The organism is Lysinibacillus parviboronicapiens (assembly GCF_003049605.2).
In the GTDB taxonomy this organism is placed as follows: domain Bacteria; phylum Bacillota; class Bacilli; order Bacillales_A; family Planococcaceae; genus Lysinibacillus; species Lysinibacillus parviboronicapiens.
Window position 1 is genome coordinate 3,159,089 of record NZ_CP073713.1, and the last position, 25,221, is coordinate 3,184,309.

The 25,221-nt window shown below is 37.6% G+C and carries 23 protein-coding genes and 1 other annotated feature; of the genes, 7 read left to right on the top strand and 16 right to left on the bottom strand.

Annotated elements, in window-relative coordinates; translation table 11 throughout:
* Positions 1-522: 522 nt before the first annotated feature.
* Complete coding sequence (locus tag C9J31_RS15225; RefSeq protein WP_193767094.1) at positions 523-2,211, bottom strand: methyl-accepting chemotaxis protein; 1,689 nt, start codon at positions 2,209-2,211, stop codon at positions 523-525.
* Between the two features lie 440 nt (positions 2,212-2,651).
* On the opposite strand from C9J31_RS15225, the gene vrrA reads away from it, so the two are divergent.
* Together vrrA and C9J31_RS15235 are read left to right on the top strand one after the other, a co-directional pair.
* Entirely contained in the window at positions 2,652-3,203 is a 552-nt protein-coding gene (gene vrrA / locus C9J31_RS15230; protein ID WP_054768197.1) for a VrrA/YqfQ family protein, read from the top strand.
* 190 nt (positions 3,204-3,393) lie between these two features.
* Positions 3,394-4,362 (top strand): 4-hydroxy-3-methylbut-2-enyl diphosphate reductase, encoded by a 969-nt coding sequence (locus C9J31_RS15235; protein WP_107924560.1) that lies wholly within the window; start codon positions 3,394-3,396, stop codon positions 4,360-4,362.
* 140 nt (positions 4,363-4,502) lie between these two features.
* Here the strand turns inward: C9J31_RS15235 and C9J31_RS15240 are convergent, their stop codons facing one another.
* Both C9J31_RS15240 and C9J31_RS15245 read right to left on the bottom strand, forming a co-directional pair.
* Positions 4,503-5,204, bottom strand: a complete 702-nt coding sequence (locus tag C9J31_RS15240) for a response regulator (RefSeq protein ID WP_107924559.1) — start codon at positions 5,202-5,204, stop codon at positions 4,503-4,505.
* A gap of 60 nt (positions 5,205-5,264) precedes the next feature.
* Positions 5,265-6,845, bottom strand: coding sequence for an ATP-binding protein (locus tag C9J31_RS15245; RefSeq protein ID WP_235616285.1), 1,581 nt, complete (start codon positions 6,843-6,845; stop codon positions 5,265-5,267).
* A gap of 111 nt (positions 6,846-6,956) precedes the next feature.
* On the opposite strand from C9J31_RS15245, the gene C9J31_RS15250 reads away from it, so the two are divergent.
* From C9J31_RS15250 to C9J31_RS15265, 4 genes are all read left to right on the top strand, one after another.
* Positions 6,957-8,006, top strand: a complete 1,050-nt coding sequence (locus tag C9J31_RS15250; RefSeq protein WP_107950226.1) for a TRAP transporter substrate-binding protein — start codon at positions 6,957-6,959, stop codon at positions 8,004-8,006.
* Between the two features lie 263 nt (positions 8,007-8,269).
* Entirely contained in the window at positions 8,270-9,532 is a 1,263-nt protein-coding gene (locus C9J31_RS15255; protein ID WP_107924556.1) for a dicarboxylate/amino acid:cation symporter, read from the top strand.
* A gap of 489 nt (positions 9,533-10,021) precedes the next feature.
* Positions 10,022-10,558 carry a tubby C-terminal domain-like protein gene (locus C9J31_RS15260; protein WP_107950228.1) on the top strand — a complete coding sequence of 179 codons (537 nt, stop codon included), beginning with the start codon at positions 10,022-10,024 and terminating at the stop codon, positions 10,556-10,558.
* 51 nt (positions 10,559-10,609) lie between these two features.
* Positions 10,610-10,807: a YwbE family protein gene (locus C9J31_RS15265; protein WP_107924554.1), complete on the top strand. Its 198-nt coding sequence runs from the start codon at positions 10,610-10,612 to the stop codon at positions 10,805-10,807.
* Between the two features lie 280 nt (positions 10,808-11,087).
* Here C9J31_RS15265 and C9J31_RS15270 read toward each other — a convergent pair whose 3' ends face one another.
* The 13 genes from C9J31_RS15270 to ccpN form a co-directional block, all read right to left on the bottom strand.
* Positions 11,088-11,984, bottom strand: a complete 897-nt coding sequence (locus C9J31_RS15270) for a PhzF family phenazine biosynthesis isomerase (RefSeq protein ID WP_107950230.1) — start codon at positions 11,982-11,984, stop codon at positions 11,088-11,090.
* Between the two features lie 58 nt (positions 11,985-12,042).
* Complete coding sequence (lepB, locus tag C9J31_RS15275; protein WP_107924553.1) at positions 12,043-12,618, bottom strand: signal peptidase I; 576 nt, start codon at positions 12,616-12,618, stop codon at positions 12,043-12,045.
* A gap of 168 nt (positions 12,619-12,786) precedes the next feature.
* Positions 12,787-13,323: an NADPH-dependent FMN reductase gene (locus tag C9J31_RS15280; protein WP_107950232.1), complete on the bottom strand. Its 537-nt coding sequence runs from the start codon at positions 13,321-13,323 to the stop codon at positions 12,787-12,789.
* A 372-nt stretch (positions 13,324-13,695) separates the two neighbouring features.
* The gene (locus tag C9J31_RS15285) at positions 13,696-13,944 is read right to left on the bottom strand and encodes a DUF2164 domain-containing protein (protein WP_107950313.1); all 249 of its coding nucleotides are present in this window, start codon (positions 13,942-13,944) and stop codon (positions 13,696-13,698) included.
* A gap of 111 nt (positions 13,945-14,055) precedes the next feature.
* Entirely contained in the window at positions 14,056-14,280 is a 225-nt protein-coding gene (locus C9J31_RS15290) for a hypothetical protein (RefSeq protein WP_107950234.1), read from the bottom strand.
* Positions 14,281-14,296: 16 nt separating this feature from the next.
* Positions 14,297-15,418 (bottom strand): Nif3-like dinuclear metal center hexameric protein, encoded by a 1,122-nt coding sequence (locus C9J31_RS15295; protein ID WP_107950236.1) that lies wholly within the window; start codon positions 15,416-15,418, stop codon positions 14,297-14,299.
* A 1-nt stretch (position 15,419) separates the two neighbouring features.
* Positions 15,420-16,112 (bottom strand): tRNA (adenine(22)-N(1))-methyltransferase, encoded by a 693-nt coding sequence (locus C9J31_RS15300; protein ID WP_107924549.1) that lies wholly within the window; start codon positions 16,110-16,112, stop codon positions 15,420-15,422.
* Positions 16,113-16,265: 153 nt separating this feature from the next.
* Positions 16,266-16,616 (bottom strand): cytochrome c550, encoded by a 351-nt coding sequence (gene cccA / locus C9J31_RS15305; RefSeq protein WP_107950238.1) that lies wholly within the window; start codon positions 16,614-16,616, stop codon positions 16,266-16,268.
* Between the two features lie 531 nt (positions 16,617-17,147).
* A complete protein-coding gene (locus tag C9J31_RS15310; protein WP_107924548.1) occupies positions 17,148-17,711 on the bottom strand; it encodes a hypothetical protein in 564 nt (187 codons plus the stop codon).
* 964 nt (positions 17,712-18,675) lie between these two features.
* Positions 18,676-19,803 (bottom strand): RNA polymerase sigma factor RpoD, encoded by a 1,128-nt coding sequence (gene rpoD, locus C9J31_RS15315; protein ID WP_107924547.1) that lies wholly within the window; start codon positions 19,801-19,803, stop codon positions 18,676-18,678.
* 32 nt (positions 19,804-19,835) lie between these two features.
* Entirely contained in the window at positions 19,836-21,656 is a 1,821-nt protein-coding gene (gene dnaG / locus C9J31_RS15320; protein WP_238602129.1) for a DNA primase, read from the bottom strand.
* Between the two features lie 220 nt (positions 21,657-21,876).
* A complete protein-coding gene (locus tag C9J31_RS15325; RefSeq protein WP_107950243.1) occupies positions 21,877-22,689 on the bottom strand; it encodes a pyruvate, water dikinase regulatory protein in 813 nt (270 codons plus the stop codon).
* Between the two features lie 16 nt (positions 22,690-22,705).
* The gene (gene ccpN / locus C9J31_RS15330) at positions 22,706-23,338 is read right to left on the bottom strand and encodes a transcriptional regulator CcpN (protein ID WP_107924544.1); all 633 of its coding nucleotides are present in this window, start codon (positions 23,336-23,338) and stop codon (positions 22,706-22,708) included.
* 137 nt (positions 23,339-23,475) lie between these two features.
* Positions 23,476-23,653, top strand: a binding site (T-box leader).
* A gap of 137 nt (positions 23,654-23,790) precedes the next feature.
* On the opposite strand from ccpN, the gene C9J31_RS15335 reads away from it, so the two are divergent.
* Entirely contained in the window at positions 23,791-25,176 is a 1,386-nt protein-coding gene (locus C9J31_RS15335) for a glycine--tRNA ligase (RefSeq protein WP_107950245.1), read from the top strand.
* Positions 25,177-25,221: the final 45 nt, after the last annotated feature.

Consider the following 25,221-nt stretch of genomic DNA (forward strand, 5'->3'; position numbering starts at 1 on the left):
TCGCTTATCCATATAGAAGCCGGTAGAGCACATTTTATGCTCTACCGGCTTTATTTTGGGGATCTTTCTACATACGCTCACTAATCATGTTCTTTCATCTTTTTAAATATCTCCCAGTTTGCCAGCAGGAAATTTACTTTTTCTCTCCAAATACCCCTAAATCACGGCTTTCGGTGTTAGCTTTCACAATTTCCCTACCATTACTCATGATCGACCGCTTGGTCAGAAATTTAGAAATTCTGCATTTAGCAAAACACAGTGTTCGTGCATGATGAAAAAGTGTATTTGACGCCGATTGACTATAATTCGTTTTGAGCATATGTACAAAGTACTGGACGCATAATTTCTATTAAAGGAAATATGACGAAATGTAGTTCCAACAGACATGGATATACCTTGGAGTAGATGAATTATCCTCTATTTTCTTACGTAAAGTTTCATCAGGATACTAGAGCTCCGAAAAAGCTCTTTCAAAAATAGTAGGAGAATAGAAATCAACTCTCCAGCTCTTCTTATTTTCGTTTAAATTTTAAATTTAATAATTTCTTCTTTCACCGATAACGCTTCATCGCTTAATGACTTTGCTACAGTGTTAATTTCCTGAATGGTTGCTACTTGCTCTTCAATTGCCGATGCGATCAAACTTGACTGCTTTGCAGCATGATTGGCTGAGGAAGACATTTCATTGACAGATGCAGCCACTTCTTCCGTACTTGCTGAAATTTGTTGTGTAGAAGCGGAAACGTCTTCAATCTGAGAAGTCATCGCTTCAATCGCGCTCAATATCTTATCGAAGGCATTTTGGGCATTTTGAATAAATGTTACACCCTCGTCCACATTTAGTACCGTGACACCCACTGCCTTTTCCACTTCGACTGTATCTTGCTGGATGAGCGCTATTAAATCAACTATTTGATTGGCAGATTTTTTGGATTCCTCCGCAAGTTTACGTACCTCATCAGCAACTACAGCAAAGCCTTTTCCATGTTCACCAGCACGTGCCGCTTCAATAGCAGCATTAAGCGCAAGCAGATTCGTTTGTTCAGTAATGTCTGTTATAACTTTTGTTATAGAAACGATTTCAGTCGATTGTGCACTTAACTTCTTAATGCGTTCACTTGTATCTTGCGATGATTGCTGAATAATCGTCATTTGATTTTCTGTTATGTGTAACGTTTTTTCACCTTCATTTGCAATAGATTGTGTGTCCATTGCTTTAGAATGCAGTATCTGTGTTGCTTCGGCAATGCGTTGCACTCCGTGCGCTGTTTCATCCATCGCACTCGAGCTTTCATGTCCAGTAGCAGCAGCTTGACTGTCACTTGTTGCCATCTTTTCAACAAGTTTAGCAATATCACTTGATGACTGTGAAATTTCATCTGTGCTCGCCGCTAATTCTTCAGCAACTGAAGTGGTATGTTCGACATTTGCCGTCATACTATGAATCAGTCTATGTAAATTGGACTTCATTAAGTTAAATGAATTGGCTAAATCTCTTATTTCATCTTTTGTTCTGACTTCTACATCTTTTTGACTTAAATCACCCTTAGCTATAACTTCAGCAGCAACAGCAAGTCTATTGACAGGTACCACGATGGAACGAACCAATATAAAGCCTACAGCTATACAAATACCTACTATGATGCCAAATATCCATAAAAACCATTTCTTATTATAATCTATTAGTGCTTCAACACTGTCTAATGCAGTTTGCGTTTCCAAGATACTTTCTTGCTGAAGAATTTCAACCTTTTCATTAATTTCAATCGAAGTTGAGTCAAATTCGAGCATGATTTGATTTCCTTGCTCTGGGCCACCTTGAATATAGCTAGTTGCCATTTCCCGCCCTGAACTGTAGTACTCATCAAAAGTTACTTTAATATCTTCCAATTTTTCTTTATGTTGAGGATGTATGTTTTTCAGTTGTTCTAAATCTTTATAAAATATCTGACTATATTTTTCTGCTTGTTCAAACCCATCGTCTAAATTATTCTGAGCACGTGTTGCACTAATATCAGTTAAATATTGTTGCACCTGCACAACAGACAATTTCATCTCATCAGCTAGTAATGTTGCTTGAAGCGTTTTTTCTTTAATCAATTGTATTTGTTCCAGTTGAGATTTTGAATTCTGTTGTTGAAAAATACCCAAAATTAACACTAATAATACGATAAGACTAAAAGATAAAATACTTCTAAGTTTAATAGTCACAGAACTCCCCCTAAATTGCATGCTACTGTTAAATGGTATTTGTTTGTTAAACGAAACAATCTTAACAATAACTTTACATGTTTTCATAAACGTAACATAAAATATCTCTCCAAAGGGGAACTTTCAGAAAAGTTAAACAAATCTCCTTAGAATTCCGCTTCATTTGTACTACTTTTTAGCTAAATAAGGACATTTTTCGACAAATTTAGCGCTTCCGAAATTATAAAAAAGGGAAAAGTTAGTTATTTGAGAAATTTCTTTAATTCCATCCGCTACATCAGTGTAATTTTAGTGAAGAGTTGCATGAACACAGGAAATGTAGTCATACCTATCATTTGTTTTGTTTAAGTGTGTTTGTCGAACGCTAATTTAAGTATCTGCATATCATATCTATAATCAGGTATGTCATCAATGATAAACTTGTATGAAAGGAGATTAACATGGTATTTCGACCACCTTATCCGTTTCAAATGTATCCCGGCGGCATGGGGATGCCCATGCAAATGCCAATGCAAATGCCTACCCCTACACCAATGTCACCACAATCCTTCTATCCACCAGGAAGCTTCCCTGCACAACCAAGAATTCCTGGTGGCTTTCAACCACGAGTTCCAGGTGGCTTTCCAATGTCTAATGGGATAGGGTCTTTTGGAGGGCAAATGCCAACGCCACCTGTGCAAGAGCCTTCAAAAATAGGCTCATTTTTACAATCAGCAAATAGTTTGTTTAACTCTGCCAAAACGTATACCCCTTATATTCAGCAAGCAATGCCAATGGTGAAAAACATCCCTTCCCTTTTAAAATTGTATAAAGGGTTTCAGGGCCTTCCTGCTACTGGTGCAGTTGCAGGGGCAGGAGCTGTTGCAGCCGAGGCAGCCGCTAGCGATTCCGTAAGTACGTCAAGAAGTAGGCGTTCTTCACAACAAAATACACCATTAACACCACGTGAACCGCTTCCTTCCAAACCACGTATTTTCCAGCCACCTATGTAATTTGGTAGAGTGAATAACTTTTGCACATTAGCAATGATACAGCAGCATATTTGAATATCGTTTGTTATGTAGATACCGATTCACTGTCTTGATGCAATTGCGTCAAGACTTAATTGACAGAACGTTTCTTTGTATTCGCTGTGGCTGTCCGTTATAATGTAGATACGTAAGCTTGAAAGGAGTCACAACCATGCAAGTATTAAAAATTAATCCACGTGGCTATTGCTACGGCGTTGTTGATGCGATGGTCATCGCACGTAACGCCGCACTAGATAAATCATTACCAAGACCTATCTACATTTTAGGGATGATCGTACACAATAAACATGTCACTGATGCCTTTGAAGAGGATGGTATCATCACATTAGACGGCGACAATCGCTTAGAGATTATTGAACAAGTTGAAACAGGCACTGTTATTTTCACAGCGCATGGTGTTTCACCTGAAATTCGTGAGATCGCGAAGCGTAAAGGCTTAGTATCCATTGATGCCACATGTCCTGACGTAACTGTTACACACGATTTAATTCGCGAAAAATCAGCTGAAGGCTACGATATTATTTATATTGGTAAAAAGGGGCATCCCGAACCAGAAGGTGCAATTGGCGTTGCACCAGAACACGTCCATTTAGTTCAGTCGTCCACTGATGTTGACTCGTTAAACTTAACAAATGATAAATTACTTGTAACGAACCAAACAACAATGAGTCAGTGGGATGTTGCTCATTTAATGGATAGTTTAAAAGAAAAATTTCCTCATATAGAAGTGCATAAAGAAATTTGTTTAGCTACGCAGGTACGTCAAGAGGCCGTTGCGAAACAAGCAGGGGAAGCCGATTTACTAATTGTTGTTGGGGACCCAAAATCAAATAACTCAAATCGTTTGACGCAAGTGTCAGTTGAGATTGCTGGTACACCATCTTATCGTATCGCAGACGTTTCTGAACTAAAAATCGACTGGTTAAAAGGCATTAATACCGTAGCAGTTACTGCTGGAGCCTCTACGCCCACACCGATTGTAAAAGAGGTTATTACATTCCTTGAGCAATACGATAATCAGGACGAAACAACACATACTATCAATCGTACAGTCACACTTGACAAAATCTTACCAAAAATCAAAACGCCAAAGCCTGTAGAAAAAATTATGCCCTACTAAAATTCTTCAGGTGATGTACTAAATCTTAAAAGAAGCTGTCTAAAAAGTGAGAGAACATACTTTTTAGACAGCTTTCCTTTTAGAAAAAGTAATTTCACTAAAAATTGTCATCATAACGACAGTTGAGACAACTCCGATTACTATTTACTAAAGTAATAATTTATAGGCCGACCGATGCCTCCATAATGCACATCCATCGTTATTTCTTGTTGTTTCTCTAAATAATCTAAATAACGTCTTGCCGTTACGCGGGCGATACCAACGCCACTCGCAACTTCTTCTGCTGAAGCCCCATCCACTGATTGTAAATAATGGACAACCTTTTCAAGGGTCGTCCGATTAAAACCCTTTGGCAAATTCTTTTCGTAGTTGATGACATTTGCCTGCACGCTCTCTTCATTGCCCCCATGGTAATGGAATAATTGGTCGAGCTCCCCTTGTGTGAACTCCCGTTCCGTCTGCATTTTCTTCTTAAATCGCTTATAATTCTCAAGTGTCCCTTGTACTCGCTCAAACGAAAAAGGTTTCATAATATAATCAAAGACACCGAGATGCAATACCTGTTTCACCGTCTCCATGTCATTGGCTGCTGTTACGGTAATGATATCGACTTGCATTTTAAGTTCCCGAATTTTATGCAAGCTAGTAATTCCATCCTGCTCTGGCATGAAAATATCCATAAATACTAAATCTGGTTTGAGGGTACTAATTTGCTCTACCCCTGTAACACCATTTGCCGCTTGGCCAATTACCTCAAATCCCTCAACCTTTTCAATAAATTGGCGATTGACCTCGCGTACCATGGGATCATCTTCAATTAATAGTACTCTTATAAGTGTCACTGTCAGCCCACCCTTCAAAATATATCGCTGGCGCTTCGCTTTCTTACTAAAATCTGTTGCTTAATGCAGATAAAATGTTAATAAAAAACTTGTTCCTTTATTGGGTTCACTTATGACTTCAATATCACCATGTCCTTTTTGAACAATTTCTTTTATCAAATAGAGTCCAATGCCCCTGCCCTTTTTTTCCTTTGTCGAAAAACCATTATCAAAAATATGGGCTTTTACTTCTTCTGACATGCCAACGCCATTATCCGTTACTAATATCGCAAGCACATCGTCTTCCTCATCAACTGAAACATGCACAATTTTTTCTCCAACTGGCATGTCTTTTAAGGCATCAAAGGCATTTTCTATTAAGTTTCCAAATAAAATAACGAAATCATGATGATCTAAATTTTTCGGAAATGTTGAGAGATGGCTTGCTCGATCAATTTCCAATGTAATCCCTTGCTCCTTCGCATAGGAAATTTTACTAAGCAGCAGGCCAGAAATATTTTCGTTTTTAATACGTTCATTTAGAAAATTGGTAATTTCATCATGTTCTTCCTTCACTTGCGTTAGATAGGAAAGCGCCTGTGCATGATGGCCAAGCTGTAAAAGCCCTGCAATGGTATGCAATTTATTTTTATGCTCATGTGTTTGCACACGCAGAGCCTGAACGAACGCCCTAACACCCGTTAATTCCTCTGCGAGCTGTTTCACTTCCGTACGGTCTTTAAACATAGCTACAGCACCAACAGTGTCTCCGTTTACCTGTATTGGAATTCGATTACTCATAATACTATGATTATTAATATAGAGCTCACGATTGTAGATAGGACGATCTAATGCTAAAATTTCAGGCAATCGTGTATCTGGTAACACCTCAAAAATTTTCTTACCAATGAGCGTCACCGGTCGTTCCGATACCCCTAAAATCTCACAGGCTTTTTCATTGAAAATTGTAATTGTCAAATCATTATCAATGGCAATAATTCCTTCATGCATAGCGTTAAATGTTTCAGTTCGTTCCACATACATTTTGGCAATTTCATGTGGCTCTAATCCAAACATTTGTTTTTTCATGTGAAGCCCTAACGTATGCGCGCCCCAGGCACTAAATAACAATGACAATAGGATGGTAATGAATAGCTCTTTTTGGATAGACTGAAGCAACTCAGTGACAGTCAAAACACTATAACCCACCACAACTACCCCAACTTGGTGACCCTCATTGCTCATAATGGGGACGAAAGCACGTACCATCTCTCCATGTTGTCCATGTGCAATTGATGTATAATAATGTTCAGAAAATGCAGCGTTTAAATCGCCCGATTGGGAGATTCTACCGATTTCTTCCGCACTTGGATGCGAATATTTGCGTCTTTGCATATCGAGCACAACAATATACTGCGCTCCATTTATATCACGAATTTCTTCCACAACAGGATTAATATGCTGTGTCGCTTTCACAAAATCATCATGGACAATATAAGTTTTTAATTCTGGTAACTGCGATACTGTTTTTGCTACAAGTAATGCCTGATTTTCAAGCTTATCTTTCTGCTCATTCATAACAAATCCTAACAAAAAAGTACCACCTATACTAAAGGAAACAATGAGTATAAAAAAAGTAAGAGACATGATTTTTCTCTTCATTGATAACTTATGAAATTTCAAGATCATCGCCTCCTATCACTATATTTTAGCTTACTCCATATGTTAGAATAACAAAAACATAGGAAAATACGAATCAATTGGGTGTAATATATGAAAAAATTTATTATTGGAACAATAGCAACCGCAATATTGTTAACAATTTCCATAAGCATACAGCAAGGCTTACTTTTTGCAAAACCACTCCCCTATGACGATGAACAAAAGGGCTTGGATACACAAATCACCATTCATTTAAGTCATGTCGTTGCAGAAAATACACCGAAAGGACAAGCAGCCAGTAAATTTGCTGAGCTCGTGCAGGAAAAAACAAATGGTGAGGTCAGGGTACATGTTTATCCAAATGCCTCGCTTTTTAATGATGAAAATGAGTTTAATGCACTTCAAAATGGTGAAGTTGAAATGATTATCCCTACTTTTTCAAAGATGACATCTTATGTACAAGATTGGCAAGTGCTCGATCTTCCCTACCTTTTTAAAACAGATGATGAAGTGAAACAAGTACTAACAGGCTCAATTGGTAAGCAATTATTAGAAGAGCTTGAGCCCTATCATGTAAAAGGTCTTGGTTTTTGGCATAATGGCTTCAAACATTTAACTGCAGTCGAGCAACCTATTCATAGCTATGAAGATTTACAAGGTTTACGCGTACGTACCATGCCTAGCAAAACACTTGAAAAACAATTTGAGGCAGTTGGTGCTACCCCTGTCCCTATTTCTTTTAGTGAGGTCTTTACGGATTTAGAAACACACGCCATTGATGCTCAAGAAAATACGGCATCCAATATTTACTCGAAAGGTTTTTACAAAGTGCAACAACATATGACTTTAACAAAGCATGGCATTTTAGGTTACGCAGTTTTAATCAACAGTAAATTTTGGAAATCGCTTCCTCCAAAAATTCAAAAGCAAATTGAGGAAGCTATGGAGGAAACGACGGAATGGCAATTCGAACAAGCTGTTCTCATGAATGAAATCGATTTACACAAACTTGAGCAACAGGATGACTTTGATATTTATGTTATGAGCGAACAGGAACGGAAACGTTTTAAAGAAAAACTATCCCCCGTCTATGACCATTACCGCAAAAATCATGAAAACGTTCATGTACTCACTGAAATTCAAAAAATTGTTACTCCTTAATACTTTTGTTCATTAATGAAAAAACCTCACTTTTTTAGTGGGGTTTTTTCTTGTGTATTATAATAGTTCACTAAAATACTATCTACTATAAAACAGCTCTAAAATCTTGCTATTCCTTGTTTTCCTTAGACATCACCAAAAATGAACAAAATGAACAATAGAAACTTTTCGGTCATAAAAACTATTGTCGGAAAATTTCAGCTATGATAACCACATGAAAACGTTCACAAAATATTCATCGACTTTTTAAGGGGGAGAGTTTAATGCGTATTAATTTTAAAAATTTAACTGTACAAGTACTGATTGCCATCGTGCTCGGTATTATTGTCGGTGCTGTGTTCCCAGAATTCGGCGCTAGCTTAAAAATATTAGCAGATATTTTCATCAAATTAATTAAAATGTTAATTGCACCTATTATTTTCTTAACCGTTGTTATTGGAATTGGTAGTATGGGTGACGTTAAAAAGGTTGGTAAAATCGGTGGGAAGGCACTTATTTATTTTGAAATTGTGTCTACATTTGCACTAGCAATTGGTTTACTCGTTGTCAATATTGTGCAACCTGGGAAAGGCTTTAATACAGAAGCTGCAAATGGTGCTGATGTATCACAATATACTGAGCAGGCTGCTGCTGCAGAGCATGGCATTGGCGCATTTATCATGCAAATTATCCCTGATAATGTTGTTGGGGCACTTGCAAATGGGGAATTATTACCGGTGTTATTCTCTGCTGTATTATTTGGTTTAGCGGCTGCTGCGATTGGCGAACCAGCTAAACCAGTCATTAAGTTTTTTGAACAAGTAGCAGATATCTTCTTTAAAATCGTCAATATGGTGATGAAAATCTCACCAATTGGCGCATTCGGTGCTATGAGTTATACAATCGGGAACTTTGGTTTAAAATCACTTGGTAATTTAGGTTTCTTAATGTTATCGGTTTACATTACAATGTTCATATTTATCACTCTTATCATCGGTTTAATTACACGCTACTTCGGCTTTAGTATTTTTAAATTTATTAAATATATTAAAGATGAAATTTTTATCGTCATTGGGACATCCTCTTCTGAATCTGCGCTACCTTCTATGATGCGTAAATTAGAAAACTACGGCTGTTCTAAACAGGTAGTGGGACTTGTTGTACCAACAGGCTATTCCTTTAACTTAGATGGTACATCTATTTACTTATCAATGGCGGCTATTTTTATCGCACAAGCATATGGTGTTGATTTAGATATTTGGCATCAGATTACATTGCTAGCTATTTTAATGCTAACTTCTAAAGGTGCTGCCGGTGTAACAGGTTCAGGATTCATCACACTTGCTGCAACGCTTGCTGCATTCCCAATGATACCTGTCGAGGGCATTGCATTATTAATTGGTGTTGACCGCTTTATGTCAGAAGCACGAGCAGTAACAAACTTAATCGGTAACGGTGTGGCAGCAGTAGTCGTTTCTAAAATGGAAAAAGAGTTTGACCCAGAGCAAGAAAAACGCGCACTTGCAGGTGAAGTAATGGTAAAGTGAACCTTCAATCAGCGGGAATATCTTCGTCTCCAACTGATTACTAGCCGAATCAAACAGGCAATTGCGCTCAGTTAATCATGCAAATAGTTGACTCGTTCTCAACTTTCAACTTAAGATGTGTTTTCATGACTGTTCATACAATATAAATTGGTATTTCATACAGGCTGTCCAATAGAGCTGTTTTAAGCTTTAGCGGACAGCTATTTTTCAGTAGAAATCGCTCTTTGTGCTCTGCTTTCTTTGTAAGACTTCTAATAGCTCTTTATATTACTACTACTAATTACTATATAAAGAATGACAAAACCTGTTCCAAGAGCACAATTAACTTTTACAAGAGCGCTTGACCATGTCTTGATTGCCCTGTTACATGCAACATTCGATTCTACACGCATTTTCACTTCATTTTAAAATGGGCAAAATAAAATGAAAATAATGCGAAACCTCCAGTTTAGGTTACTCGTATATAGTAAATAGATTGGAGGTTTTTTCATGGCTATATTTTCACTTACATATCCTAAATTATTTAATAAAATGGCAAATTTACCGATTGTTAATGAGCACAATGAAACGGTTTGCCTACTGCAAAAAGTTGAACGTTCAACTGTTGGAAAAGTACTTAATACTGCACTCCTCATTGCGACGCAAGATTCACTACCACAACGTTATGAAACATGCACTACTCAAGGGAAGCCACTTTTCCAAGTGCAATCTACGCTATTTCCCAAAGGTGTAAGTCACCAGCTAACTTTGCCTGATGGAAGTATGCTACCGATTCAACGAAAAACTGTACAATTACTGGAATCTTCCTATTCCTTTACGATGGATGGCCTAGTCTTTCGCTTTGAAAAGGACTTTACTTCAACAGCTTATTTATATTGCAATGATAAAAAAATTGCGAGTGCTTGTTTTGTAGAAAATGGCCTTGTACGGGAAGGTATCGTCTATAAACTCTTGCAATCCGACGATGCTTTATTTGTGGCATTATTGGCTTCACTTTACCAAACATTATTTGTAGGAAGTAACTAACTTCACTTTATGCTATAATTCAAATCATTCTACAAAGTTAAGAGGTAAAGTATGAACGGACAACATCGAAAAGATATTCACCCCGGTCTTGAGGTCAACATTATTCTCAAAAAAGATCAGCGGTCAGGCGTAAAAACAAAGGGCATTGTGAAGGATTTACTGACAAATTCTCCTTACCATCCACACGGTATCAAGGTTCGCTTAACTGATGGTCAAATTGGCCGTGTTTGTGACATTCTACAAAGATAAAATAGCTGGTTATCTCAAAATGAGATAGCCAGCTATTTTATGTTCTTGTTGGGAACTAGACAGGCTAGAAACATCTTTCTGCTATGGATATAGATTTAAAACAGCAAGTTATGGAAGAAATAAAACATTAATCTTATAGATAATGTCAATCAATTGGCTCTTATAGGTTTATCAAAAGAGAGAGGCTGTCCAACAGATGAGGTATTAATCAATTAGGGCAGTCTCTCTTATATTGATTATTGATAAAGGTGGAGATTTGCGCTAGACGCATACTGTGTGCTTAATTCTCAATCTTTACGGTCAACTTTTTCACATATACTGCAGTGCCAGTAATAGAAATGTCTAAATTATTCTCTTTCTGTTTTACATGTACACGTACACGCCCGTCTCTACCAAGTTCTTGCCCTTGTTCAACAAGGAGTGTTTTTGGTAATGACATGTTATTATCGATATATTTTGCATAGTAAGCCCCCATAACACCCGATGCAGTGCCTGTCACCACATCTTCAACTGTCCCAGAGAAAGGTGAAGAAAAATGTCTTGCATGCATATCTGCAGTTTCATCGAACGTTTCTAAACAAAACGGATGCAATGATGCTTTAGGCATTTCTTTTAAAATACTTGGAAACGTAGCTGTTTGAGGTACCATCTTTTTGATGGCTGCTAAACTTCGTACAGGAATTAGCAATGTCCAAAGCCCTGTACTGCCATAAATAATCGGTAAATCTAAATTTAATTCATGCTCTGCTAATCCAATCGCTTTCGCCAACTCTACCCTTGAACCATTGAAGGATTCGAATTGCGGTGCAGCATGTTGCATGGTTATAAAAACATCCCCTGCTCGCTCTTGCAAATGAATAGGTAAAATACCGGCTTTTGTTTCAATTGTGAACATAGATTTATTCTCTAACAAACCATTCGTTTTAAGTGCATAAATCGTTGCCATCGTGGCATGACCGCATAAATTCACCTCGTGTCCAGGCGTGAAATAACGTATGCATAAATCCGCTCTATCTGATTTCATGGCAAAAGCTGTTTCATTAAAGCCAACTTGCTTGGCGATTTCTTGCATTTCTAATTCATTGTAGCTATCAGCTTCTAATACAACGCCAGCTGGATTCCCCTTATTTGGTATCGTGCTAAATGCATCATAATGATGGACGATAATTGTTTTCATAAATCTCTGCCCCTTCACGGTATTTAATGAAAAATTATAGCATGCCTTTCAAAAAATCTTAATGATCAAAGCGTATATTTTCACGTTTGACAAAAGGCCACAATGTAGAACTTGCTGTTCCCAAAATCGCGTCTTGAGCAATAAAACCAACATTCGGGTCACGACTATCTATACTTCTACGTCTATTATCGCCTAAGACGAAAAAATGCCCTTGTGGTACTGTCATCTCTCCTAATTGCTCTTCTAACGTGAAATCATATGTAAAATCCCCTTTATCTTGTAGGGTCCCTTTATATTTTTTTAAATATGGCTCTTCGTACTTCTCCCCGTTTATATATAAAACGTCATCCTTATAGGCAATTTGATCTCCCGGTAAACCAATAATTCTTTTAATATAATTTAAATCTTTTTTCTCTTCAAATACAATAATGTCAAACCGATTATAGTTCGTTAATCGAGGACCGATTTTATTAATTAATAGTTTTTCCCCATCTTCAAAAGTAGGCATCATCGAAGCACCATCTACAATTACTGGAGAAAGTATGAAATACCGAACACCGATTGTAAAAATTATCGTTAAACCTATTATCTTTGCCCATGCCCATGCTTCATTTTTATTTTTCTTTTTAGTCAAACTTAATACTCCCCCTTAAATAACCATTATCCTATTTTACTTCCAATAATGTATACGCTTTACTAGTGAAAAAGTTTCTATCAGTAAAAATTAAATATTGTTATGAAAAGTACATTGGACAAAAAAAGCAATATGCACATATTATTATGTACATATCGCTTATGGTTATTAGCGAATTGTTTTTAATGCTGTTGCCCATGGAATGACTTGATCTAACATTTGGTTAACTGAATCAGCTTGCACATCTTTTGGCTTAAATACGGAGCCGTTTTCGAAGTCAGTAAATAAAGATAGTGCTGGATGTACACGAACATCTGCTACCAGTAACTCTCCAAGAATGCCACGTAAATGCTCTGCAGCACGTGCCCCACCAACAGAACCATATGAAACAATACCAGCTGCTTTGTTATTCCATTCTTCCCGTAAGTAATCTAATGCATTTTTAAGTGCCCCTGTGATGGAGTGGTTATATTCTTGAACAATGAAAACAAAGCCGTCACACGCAGCAACTCTTTGAGACCATGCAGCTGCCCCAGAAGCATCAGTACCTGGCTCACCTAATAAAGGTAATTTGAATTCTGCAATATCAATAATTTCATATTGTGCATCACGGCGTTTTTCTGCTAATTCCTTTACCCATTGACCTACTTGGGGACTTAAACGACCTTCACGTGTACTTCCTAAAATAATTCCTATTTTCAACATTTCTTTTCCTCCTTCTTGTTCATACGAACTGAAAACGAATAATTTTTTGTAATGCGCAAGCTTGTGCCTTCCTATTCTCCGTAAATTTTAAGGAAAAAAGCTCTCTAAGCCATGGTGCACAGGAATTCATTCCTTTATTCAATATTTACTCATAATTTAATAAAACCTGGAGCTGCAATTATCTCGAATTCGAGATATTTATAAAAAAATATAAATTCTTATTGTGAATTTACTTTTAATTCTTTTATCTTTAATTCGAGATAAATTTATCATACATTAAACATTATTGTCAATTGTTTCGTTTTGAATTTTTTTACTTTTCTAAACGAAAAAAGACACAACTCTTTGTACAATTGCGTCTCTTCAGGTAATTCATTTTATTTTTATCGGACGTTCTAAAGAAGCTAGTTCATCTTCAATTGTAGAGAGCTGTCTTTCCATTACGTATTTCGCATCAGAAATCGCTGCATTATAAATATGAGGTGCCACATATTCCTTCATAAAATCAAATACTCGTTCAGCCTCAAATTCCGTAATATCCTCGTCACGATTATTATAAAAAAAACTTTGAATGTCAGCTATTATAAGTTCTTGTTGTTCCTTTGTTAACCGGATAAACAACATCACTCTCTCCTCTCTGTACTTTCCCAACATCCCATCACTACAAACTTGCACAATATATTGACAAAAAGACTGAATTACCAAGATTGTATAATCCAGCCTTTTGTTCTTCTATTGTTTACATTCAAATGAATAGCTTGTTGATAAAAAGTTTTTTTCCTTTGAGACAATGGCCTTACCACCATCATTCTCACATTGCTGTGTCATCGTATCTATTTTCTTATCATTCATATTATTGGTCATCAACGTCATGCCGCCCCCAAATACAGCAATCATTAGGCCAATAATAATCCATAACTTACCAGTGTTATTGCCCGCGGGTCGCCTATTTCCCACACTAAATTCCCCTCTCTTAGACAAATAAAAATGGTTCTGTATCAATGGTAGTTTGAACAAATTCTACTGTAAAATTTTTATCTTTACACATGTCTGCCATTTTTTTAGCTACGCCTGCAATCATCACTTTTTCTACATGATGTCCTGGGTCCACGATTTGTAGACCGATTGCTTGTGCATCTTGTGCAGTATGGAAATACATATCACCTGTTAAAAACACATCTGCCCCTGCACGTTTTGCCGTATAAATATATTTATTGCCGTCCCCACCAACAAGTGCTATCTTTTTAACCTTCGATTGTAAATCACCAACAACACGTACTGTTGGCACATCTAACTGCTGCTTTACAAACTCTGCAAACTCATGGAGCGTCATTTCTTGTGGTAAATAACCGACACGTCCTAAGCCCATAATATTCGTTTGTTGGTCCAAACGAATCACATCATATGCAGGTTCCTCGTAGGGATGCACATTTAACATCGCCTTTAATAAACGATTTTTGAGAGAGGCTGGGAATACGACTTCCACCTTTACTTCACGCTCGACATGCAACTCTCCAATTAATCCTACATGCGGATTCGCTCCATCTCGTGCACGGAAACGCCCTTCTCCGACCGATGTATAACTACATGCCTCATAGGACCCTAAACGCCCTGCGCCAGCCTTTGCTAGTGCCTCACGTAATTCTTCTGCATTGGCAGTAGGAATAAAAACAACCAGTTTAAGTACATCCTCTGCATATGTTTCTTCTAATATAGAACGGTTTTCAAGTTGCAGTGCATCAGCAAGTAAATCATTGACACCTCCATTTGCTACATCTAGATTCGTATGAGCAGCGTAGACTGCAATATCATGCTTGATAAGCTTTTCGTATAATTGTCCCGCTGGGTTATCGGTACGAATATTGGCAAGACGTCTAAATATGGGCGGGTGATGCGCGATTATAAGCTCACAGCCTTGAGCGATGGCTTCATCCGCTACTGCTTCGTTAACATCCAATGTCACTAAAACTTTAGTTACTGGTTTATTTAGTGTGCCAATTGCGAGTCCAATTGGATCATTTTCCATGCATGCTAGTTTTTTAGGTGACCATGATTCAAACAATTGAATGATTTCCTGACCGTTTTCTGTCTTCAACTTATAAAACCCCTTCCACTAACTTTAATTGCCCTAGTAACTCTGCGCGTTTTTCAGCAATTTCAGGTGTTTGCTCTGCTCCTTCAATAGAATGTAAAACACGCTGCCAGTTTTCTTTTTCACGCGTCCATTTTTTTATAAATGCTGGCATTTTACGCAACATTAATTTCGGTCCAAATAAAAGTTCTGAAGCTGTTAGCTTCATCGGTCCACGTTGCAATACGAGAATTTCATAAATTTTATCGTCTTCTTCAAGAATATCTTCATCAAGGATTGCCCAATTATTCACTAATGCCCATTCACGAATGACTTTTGCATGAATATTTGGCTGTAAAATAAGACGTGTAACGCCGTCTAGGCTTTTTGGATGTTTTTCTAAAATCGATACAATCAGAGGTCCACCCATACCTGCAATTGTAATTGTGTCAACATGATCTGTCTCTTCCACTGCCGCTAAGCCGTCTGCTAGTCTCACAGTAATTTTTTCTGTTAAACCTTCTTTTTGTACTTGTCCAACAGCTGATTCAAATGGACCTTTGACTACTTCACCTGCTACTGCGGAAGAAGCAATACCTTTATGAATTAAATAGCAAGGCAAATAGGCATGATCACTACCTATATCAGCAACAACCGCACCTGTTGGCACAAATTTCGCCACTGTTTCTAATCTTTTTGATAATTTTTGTGCGTTCATTTTTAACCGCCTACCTTATATAGAGTCTACTCTAGTATGTATGATGTCGTAAGAAAAAACAAATGGAGCTGTCTCAAATTTTGAGCAACTCCATCAAAATAATAGAGGCTGTACCAAAAGTGTGAAAACACTTTTAGTACAGCCATTGTCAAACTATTTTAGAGTAGAAATGTATTCAGCGATTGCTTTTGCTTCCGCTTCATTTTTCATTCCTGGAGTCATTGGTGTACCTTCGATACCGTTTGTTAATACATCTACGATATGAGCTTCATCTAAACCGTGTAGGTTTGGACCAACACCACCAGTTAAGTCACCACCGTGACAACCGATACAAGATTGTACTAATGCAGAACCATCATCAGTAGCTTCTGTAGTGTCGCCACCACCCTCATGTTCAGCAGCAATTTCTTTCTTGTTATCTGCGCCTTGTAAAGACATGAAGAAAATAAGACCAATACCAAATGCCAGAATTAAGATGTAAGGAACGACTGGATTGTTTTTCATGTGTTTCCCCTCCTCATTTTTAAATCTACTTCTATTATAATATAGAATCAGTCAACATCTAATATTGTACTGCATTAAACAGGAAACGAAAAGCCCTATTCGCTAAGTTTTCCTTTGTTTGTAACAAATTCGACATTTCTGTATCAATTGGATAAAATATGACTTGCTATCCCCATATTTTGGACTTCTAATATAGCTTTTCCAATCGTTAATCGTCCAATCTTCTCGAAACTATCTTTCCACTTTCAGCGCTTTCATATACCTAAAACTATCATGATTTTTTTATGTCGACCAAAAACATGTTCAAAAAAACACAATTCCTAATGAAATAGTATATCCAGTCTTTTGAATCACTGTGACGCAAATTTCTAATTACTTTTTCACTAAATAAGCCATACTATTATTTCAATATATTTTTAATATGTATTTCTACTGTTTTTTCCTTTTGTTTCTGCTTATAAAAAAAGCCATACTACTATTTTAGAAAAATAAAATACCCTCCTTTGAGCTGATATCAAAGGAAGGATAGGTTTATGTTAAGTTTATGATATAATAGCCAATTAGTGCAATTAACCCTAGAACACCAGAGACTGTGAAATAAAGTAGCTTCATTTTTATGCCTGACCACAGCCACACACCACAATTTGCTGCAATCAAACCAAATAATGCAATATTATTCCCACTAAAATATGTAGTACAGATGCGAATTGAAACACTAAATAACAAAATAGCGGCAATAATATGGAGTATAGGAGCGAGCAAATTATGTTGCTTCACTACTCTGAACGCTATTATGAATAACGTAATCGATGCACTAGCTACAATAAACGTTAAAATCATTGTTAAAGAAGGAACTGTAAAATAGACATATAAGAGTGCAATTACGCTAATACATAGAGTTCCTAATAAGAATATCATTTTTCGTTTTTCTAAGGGTATAACAGCCTGTTTATGAGACGCAAACTCTAGCTCCTCCAAGTCTGTTCCTTCTGCATAAAGTGTTGCTAAAAAATCGCAGTAATGCTCTGGTAATAGTTTATTTTGCTTCCAAAACAAAATCTCATTTAAGATTATTTTTTTTCGAGGATTTGTCATAGTGTATTCTCCAAACATTGCTTAATAATGGTTGTACTACAATTTTATCTCACAAGCGGCAAAAGGGCATCTGTAAAAAGTCGCAAATAGGAGAACTTATGCCCCGTTCTAATGTGGTATTTTTATGACCATGCATATCGTTAGTAACGTTTTTATTTAATTTTCAAGTATAGTTGTTTCATCAAGGCAATATTCTTTTGCAAAATTACATATGTCAGCTTATTTCCGCCAAGACCTGCTTAGCAAACACCCTACGTAGGTGCTAGTACTTTTATATTTCTATATAAGAGATACCTCCCAATGAGGAGCGCACTGAAAAAATCCATAAAATGAATTTTCGCCATTCGGAAACGATAAATCATTCCTGCCATGGCTTTTTCTTTGATGGCGTTGATTTCCGTTACAGCGGACGCTTTCCTGGGGCGAACCTTGTGCCTCCTGGTCGCTAACGTTCCTGCGGGTTCCCTAGTTCCCTCATGAGTCACTGCCTACACTCACATCAACTAACTTTATCGTTTTTTCTGAGTTTTCATCCTTTCCGATTCATATCTACCACTTTCTATTGAAAGGACTAATGCAAGATGATGCTGTCCATAATTTCCAAACAAGAAACATTCACGCTAAGTCCTTAGGCACTGAAAGACTTACATTTTGTTGTCCTTCAAATTAAAATAGGGCACTTTCTGTTCGAAATTGAACAAGAAGTGCCCTATTCCTTTGCTTTTTTCCCCCTTGACTGTACGGTGATAGCAAGACAGACGAGACCCCGCAGCGAAGCATAGGTGGAGGCTCGGGCTCGCCCACGGAAAGCGAGTGGAGTGCTTCGAAACAACAGGGGAGTTTCGGGTGCCAAATGAAAAAAAGCGAGGTATTCAAACGATCAAATCGTCGAATACCTCGTAACATGAAACGATATGGACTTTCAGTGGACTACCTTATTTGAAAGGTAACTTTATATTGAAATTTATTCTAAGAAATCTTTTAATCGTTTACTGCGGGAAGGGTGACGTAATTTACGAAGCGCTTTAGCTTCAATTTGACGTATACGTTCACGTGTTACACCGAATACTTTCCCTACTTCTTCAAGAGTGCGTGTACGTCCATCATCTAAACCAAATCGTAGACGTAGTACATTTTCTTCACGGTCAGTTAATGTATCTAAAACATCTTCTAATTGTTCTTTTAACAGTTCATATGCTGCATGGTCAGAAGGAGATTGCGCTTCTGAATCCTCGATGAAGTCACCTAAGTGTGAATCGTCTTCTTCCCCGATTGGCGTTTCAAGAGATACTGGTTCTTGCGCAATTTTTAAAATTTCACGTACTTTTTCAGGCGTTAAATCCATTTCTTCTCCAATTTCCTCTGGAGAAGGCTCACGTCCTAAGTCCTGAAGTAATTGACGTTGTACACGAATTAGTTTGTTGATTGTTTCTACCATATGCACAGGAATACGGATTGTTCGTGCTTGGTCAGCAATTGCACGTGTAATTGCCTGACGAATCCACCATGTTGCATATGTCGAGAATTTAAAACCTTTGCGATAGTCGAACTTTTCAACTGCCTTAATAAGTCCCATATTCCCTTCTTGAATTAAATCAAGGAACAACATACCACGACCAACATAACGTTTCGCAATCGACACAACTAGACGTAAGTTAGCTTCTGCTAGACGTTTACGAGCTTCTTCATCACCTTGTTCAATGCGTTCTGCTAAGGCAATTTCTTGCTCGGCAGAAAGTAAATCAACTCGACCAATTTCTTTCAAGTACATACGAACGGGATCATTTATCTTCACGCCGGGTGGTACGCTCAAATCATTTAAGTCGAAAGTCTCTTCACTTGCTTCTTCTTTCATTAGACTTTCTTCTTCAAATTCTTCTTTACCAATGATTTGAATGTCTTTATGTTTTTCAAGATCTTCGGCGAAGTGAAAAACCTCTTCGTTTTCCAATTCGTAAGGTAATAATTTCTCTGAAATTTCTTTCATTGAAATTTCACCTTCTGTTTTCGCCTTTTCTTGAAGCAATTTTTTTGCTTCATCTAATGTAATTTCTACTTCTACCTCTTTTGAACGTTCAGACTTGTCCGCCATAAACCTTCCTCCTTCTAAACAACCGAATCGGGTTAAATCGCCGATAACGATTTTCTTAAATGAATAATCTGTTGGGCGATTTCAAGTGCACGCGCATACTCATGCATCTTCTCCGCTTCCTTTGACTCATGCATCTTTTGTTGAATTTCTTGCTCAATTCGATATTTCTGCAACTGACGTATAGAATCCGTAACCTCTGCCTCTGCTTGATCAGGGTCTCGCTCTACTAATGCAGCTTCCATAACTAATTTTCGTAATTCAGCGTCATCTAGAATCTCTACAAAACGCTGATAATCTGAATGACCGTATTCCTCATAAAAACCTACTAATCGAACAAAAACAGCCAAATACGCATCTCGTACAAAAGGCTCTCTTTGTTCATTACGTAATACCCTGTCCACTACATCTATATTATGAAGCATATGAGCCAGTAATAAACGTTCGGCACGTTCGGCTGCGTCCATAGGCTTTTGTTGCTGCGTGACTGGCATTGAAGGCACTTGTTCTGGTAGCTCTACTTTTGCAGAGCGTACCTGACTTGCCTCTATTTTTCGAAATTGAGCATAAATCGCTTCTTCCGAAATATTTGTTTCATTCGATAGCTGCCTTATATACAAGTCTCGTTCCACCGGTGAGGATCTACCTACTAGTTGTTCGAGCACTTCTTGAATATATTGAAGCGTATCATTTTCAAACTGAAAATTCTTATTGCGTCTAGCATGCATCATCATAAAAGCAATATACGCATGTGGATTTTCCAAAATTTGTTCTTTAAAGGCTTGTCCACCAAGACTCCGAATATATTCATCGGGGTCTTGTTTGTCAGGTAACACTGCAATATCTACTTTCATGCGTTCAGTTTGTAATAACTGTGCCGCTCTCTTCGCCGCATCAAACCCAGCATTATCACCGTCATAGCAAATCGTAACTTGCTCTACTAAGCGCTTTAGCTTTGTGATATGCTGATTCGTAAGCGAAGTACCCATTGTTGCGACAGCATTCATTACACCAGCTGAACTAGCTGCTAAAACATCCATAAAACCTTCCATCAATACTACTTGACGATTTTTTCGAATAGAGGTTCGTGCCTTATCTAGGTTATAAAGTACTTCACTCTTATGAAAAATTGGTGATTCTGGACTATTTAAATATTTTGCCTCTTCACCTGTCGATGAAAGTATTCGTCCTGAGAATGCAATGATTTTTCCATTCTCATCACGAATCGGAAACATAATACGTCCTCTAAATCGATCAAAATAGCGTTCTTCCCCATCACGTTTGATAATTAAACCACTATCAGCGATTTCTTGTAAGTTATAACCTTTTCTTTCAAGCAATATCGTTAAAGCATCAAAGCTTGGGAGAGACCATCCAATGCTATTAGATTCGATAAGTTCCCTTGTAAATCCTCTTTCTAGCAAATAATTTAAAGGCTCTTCACCATCTTCTGTGTTCAACAGTAAATGATGGAAAAAATCCGCTGCAAAAGCATGTGCTTCTTTCATGCGCTCTTCTGCTTTTGAGACTGTTTTCGTCATTTCAGGTAAACTTGGACCAACATCTAAATGTATGCCAGCACGTTCACCAAGTTTCACAACTGCGTCTGGGAAAGTTATACCCTCAATGTCCATGACGAAAGTAATAGCATTACCGCCTGCCCCGCAACCAAAGCAATGGAAAATCTGCTTGTCTGTAGAAACAGAAAAAGATGGTGTTTGTTCTCCATGAAATGGACAGAGTCCAAACCAATTACGCCCACGCTTTGTGAGTTGCATATATTCGCTAATGACATCCACAATATCCGATTGTGTCCGAATCTGTTCAATCACTTCTTCAGGAATCTTCCCTGCCATATTCATCACCATCTTTAAGTTACGTTCTAGAACACAATTCGCTATCCGTTTTAAAAATCCTTTATTTCTCGACAAAAAAATAGGAATTTTCTCTTTTTAAATATTTTTACCACAATTTTATTATTATAAAACAAAAATTAGTTTTTATCTATACTATTTTCAATACCGACTCAAAAAAACCGCCTCTAACAAACCGAGGTGGTTTACTGAACTTTGTTTCTTATTGACAATTTGTAAGATGTTCGATAATTTCATTCGCTGTTTCTTCTACTGCTTTATTGGTCACATCAATAACTTTACAACCAATTTTACCGACAATTTTTTCAAAATGTTGAATTTCTTCTAAAATACGCGTGTGTTGCGCATAGATAGCATCATCATTTAATCCTAAAGACATTAATCTTTCTTTTCTAATATAGTTTAATTTATCAGGAGAAATAATTAAGCCAAAACATTTTCTGGGATCTATTTGTAATAATTCTTCTGGTGGCTCCACTTCTGGGACTAAAGGTACGTTCGCCACCTTATAACGTTTATGTGCTAAATATTGCGAAAGGGGCGTTTTCGAAGTACGAGAAACCCCAACTAACACAATGTCAGCTTGTAATAAACCACGCGGATCTCGACCATCATCATATTTCACCGCAAATTCAATTGCTTCAATTTTTTTAAAGTAATCATCATCAAGCTGATGTACAATACCTGGTGTTTCTAGTGGAATCTCTTCCATAAACGTAGCCATAGATTTCAGTGCAGTTCCCAATATATCGACCGCATGTACTTTTTCTTTTTCACACAATTCATGTAATAACGAACGCATCTCCTGTCGAACAAGTGTATAAATAATGAAGGCCTTCTGTTTCGCTGCTAGGCATACAATTTTTCGTACAAGTTCTTCAGATTGAATATGTGGAAAACGACGAATAATCGTTTTTTCTAAACCTGGTCGGAATTGACTAATAACGGCTTTTGCTACTTGGTCACCCGTTTCACCGACGGAATCGGAAACGACAAAAACTCGAAGTTTCTTCATGCTGTTCCCCTCAATTTCAGACATTTTGTGCAAGTGATAAGAAAGCACGTGTAATCGTCGTTTTTGTGAGACGCCCAACAATCGTTAGGCCACCCTCTTGTGGTTCTATTACTGGTAACGAATCAACTTCACGCTCAATTAGTTTATTCGCTGCGACAATTAACGAATCAGATCTTTCACAGTACGAAATATTTGGCATTCTCGTCATAATAATATGTACAGGAATTTTATTTAAATCCTGCGTGCCAATACTTGTACGCAGTAAATCCTTACGAGACAACACTCCTGTCAAAAATTCGTTCTTATCTACGACAAAGAGGGTCCCCACATCCTCCGAAAACATGAAGCAAATCGCATCATACACAGTCATTGTTTCGGGTACAACAACTGGGCCGGAGTGAAAATCTTTTACTTTTAAATTGTTGATGCTGTCCGTCATCGTAACGGACGTTTTTTTACCTGAATAGAAATAGCCAACACGTGGTCTTGCATCTAAAAAGCCCGCCATTGTCAGTATAGCTAAATCTGGTCTTAATGTCGCTCTTGTCAGATTAAGACGTTCTGCAATATGTTCGCCTGTAATCGGGCCGTTTTCTTTCACAATTTGTAAAATGTCTTCCTGACGTTTATTGAGTTCGATTGGACTCACCGCCTCAACTCTAATAGTGTTATACTCATGCTCAATTATTATATACTATTTTAATGGTTATTGCGAAGAAAAGAACTACATGCTACAATATTGACACAGACGCTAGCTCTACATGTATTTTCGAGCGATATTGCGTTATACAAGCGATGATAGGAAAAAAGTATCTGTTCTTTCTAAAAGCGAGTAGAAGATGGTGAAAGTCTACACAGTAACAGAGAAAAGGCACTCCTTGAGCTAACTTATTAAAAAGAGGTTTTAAACAAGACGTTTAAAACAATCAGGGTGGAACCGCGGGTATTAGCACTCGTCCCTGGGCATTATTTGTGCCCGGAGACGGGTGCTATTTTAGTTTAACGAGGATGACGCCGAATGCAGCACAACAACCTGCACTTAAGTGTATCTGATTAAACTCCTCACTCATTTTATGTAAAACAATTAAGGAGGCTATTTAAATGGCTAACAAATCAATGGAAACTATTGTATCTTTAGCAAAGCATCGAGGCTTTGTCTTCCCTGGATCTGAAATCTATGGAGGCTTAGCAAACACTTGGGATTACGGTCCGCTTGGTGTTGAATTAAAAAATAACGTAAAAAAAGCTTGGTGGCAAAAATTCGTCCAAGAATCTGAACATAATGTAGGTATTGACGCTGCAATTCTAATGAACCCAAAAGCATGGGTTGCTTCTGGCCACGTAGGAAATTTCAACGATCCAATGGTGGACTGTAAAGCATGTAAAGCACGTCACCGAGCTGATAAAATCATCGAAGATGCTGCTTTAGCAAAAGGCGATGAAATCATTGTCGACGGAATGACGTTCGAACAAATGAAAGAAACAATGGTGAAATACGACGTCGTTTGCCCTGATTGCGGTAAAGCTGATTTCACAGATATTCGCCAATTTAATTTAATGTTCAAAACATTCCAAGGTGTAACAGAATCTTCTACAAACGAAATTTACCTCCGTCCAGAGACAGCACAAGGTATTTTCGTAAACTTCAAGAATGTTCAACGCTCTATGCGTAAACGTACACCATTTGGTATTGCACAAATTGGTAAATCATTCCGTAACGAGATTACACCAGGTAACTTCACATTCCGTACACGTGAATTTGAACAGATGGAGCTTGAATTCTTCTGTAAACCAGGTGAAGACCTTGAGTGGCATGCATATTGGAAAGAATTTTGTAAAAACTGGTTACTGAACTTAGGTATGAACGAAGATTCAATGCGCCTTCGTGACCACGAAGACGATGAATTATCCCACTACTCAAACGCAACAACAGATATCGAGTTTAAATTCCCGTTTGGTTGGGGCGAGCTTTGGGGAGTAGCTGATCGTACAGACTACGACTTAAAACAACACATGGAGCATTCTGGTGAAGATTTCACGTATATTGATCCTGTCACAAATGAACGCTATGTACCATATTGTATTGAACCATCATTAGGGGCAGACCGTGTAACATTAGCTTTCTTATGTGATGCCTATGATGAAGAGGAGCTAGAAGGAGATGATAAGCGTACAGTATTACGTTTCCATCCAGCTCTTGCACCATTTAAAGCGGCAGTGTTACCACTTTCTAAAAAATTATCGGATGAAGCTGGAGATGTTTGGTCAGAGCTTCGCAAAGCATTCCCGGTAGACTATGATGAATCACAATCAATTGGTAAACGCTACCGTCGTCAAGATGAAATCGGTACACCTTTCTGTATCACATACGATTTTGATTCAAAAGAAGATGGTCAAGTAACAGTACGTCACCGTGACTCTATGGAACAAGTTCGTATGCCAATCGCTGATGTTAAGGCATATATCGAAAAACATCTTCAATTTTAGTGCACATGCGTATTAATGGATGCGAACACTTTGACAACAGTAGTC

Excerpts from the sequence above, each read along its gene's own strand:
- vrrA (WP_054768197.1), top strand. The coding sequence starts at position 2,652 with ATGGTATTTCGACCACCTTATCCGTTTCAAATGTATCCCGGCGGCATG.
- C9J31_RS15235 (WP_107924560.1), top strand. The coding sequence starts at position 3,394 with ATGCAAGTATTAAAAATTAATCCACGTGGCTATTGCTACGGCGTTGTT.
- C9J31_RS15245 (WP_235616285.1), bottom strand. The coding sequence starts at position 6,845 with ATGAAGAGAAAAATCATGTCTCTTACTTTTTTTATACTCATTGTTTCC.
- C9J31_RS15250 (WP_107950226.1), top strand. The coding sequence starts at position 6,957 with ATGAAAAAATTTATTATTGGAACAATAGCAACCGCAATATTGTTAACA.
- C9J31_RS15255 (WP_107924556.1), top strand. The coding sequence starts at position 8,270 with ATGCGTATTAATTTTAAAAATTTAACTGTACAAGTACTGATTGCCATC.
- C9J31_RS15260 (WP_107950228.1), top strand. The coding sequence starts at position 10,022 with ATGGCTATATTTTCACTTACATATCCTAAATTATTTAATAAAATGGCA.
- C9J31_RS15265 (WP_107924554.1), top strand. The coding sequence starts at position 10,610 with ATGAACGGACAACATCGAAAAGATATTCACCCCGGTCTTGAGGTCAAC.
- C9J31_RS15270 (WP_107950230.1), bottom strand. The coding sequence starts at position 11,984 with ATGAAAACAATTATCGTCCATCATTATGATGCATTTAGCACGATACCA.
- C9J31_RS15280 (WP_107950232.1), bottom strand. The coding sequence starts at position 13,323 with ATGTTGAAAATAGGAATTATTTTAGGAAGTACACGTGAAGGTCGTTTA.
- C9J31_RS15300 (WP_107924549.1), bottom strand. The coding sequence starts at position 16,112 with ATGAACGCACAAAAATTATCAAAAAGATTAGAAACAGTGGCGAAATTT.
- cccA (WP_107950238.1), bottom strand. The coding sequence starts at position 16,616 with ATGAAAAACAATCCAGTCGTTCCTTACATCTTAATTCTGGCATTTGGT.
- C9J31_RS15310 (WP_107924548.1), bottom strand. The coding sequence starts at position 17,711 with ATGACAAATCCTCGAAAAAAAATAATCTTAAATGAGATTTTGTTTTGG.
- rpoD (WP_107924547.1), bottom strand. The coding sequence starts at position 19,803 with ATGGCGGACAAGTCTGAACGTTCAAAAGAGGTAGAAGTAGAAATTACA.
- dnaG (WP_238602129.1), bottom strand. The coding sequence starts at position 21,656 with ATGGCAGGGAAGATTCCTGAAGAAGTGATTGAACAGATTCGGACACAA.
- C9J31_RS15325 (WP_107950243.1), bottom strand. The coding sequence starts at position 22,689 with ATGAAGAAACTTCGAGTTTTTGTCGTTTCCGATTCCGTCGGTGAAACG.
- C9J31_RS15335 (WP_107950245.1), top strand. The coding sequence starts at position 23,791 with ATGGCTAACAAATCAATGGAAACTATTGTATCTTTAGCAAAGCATCGA.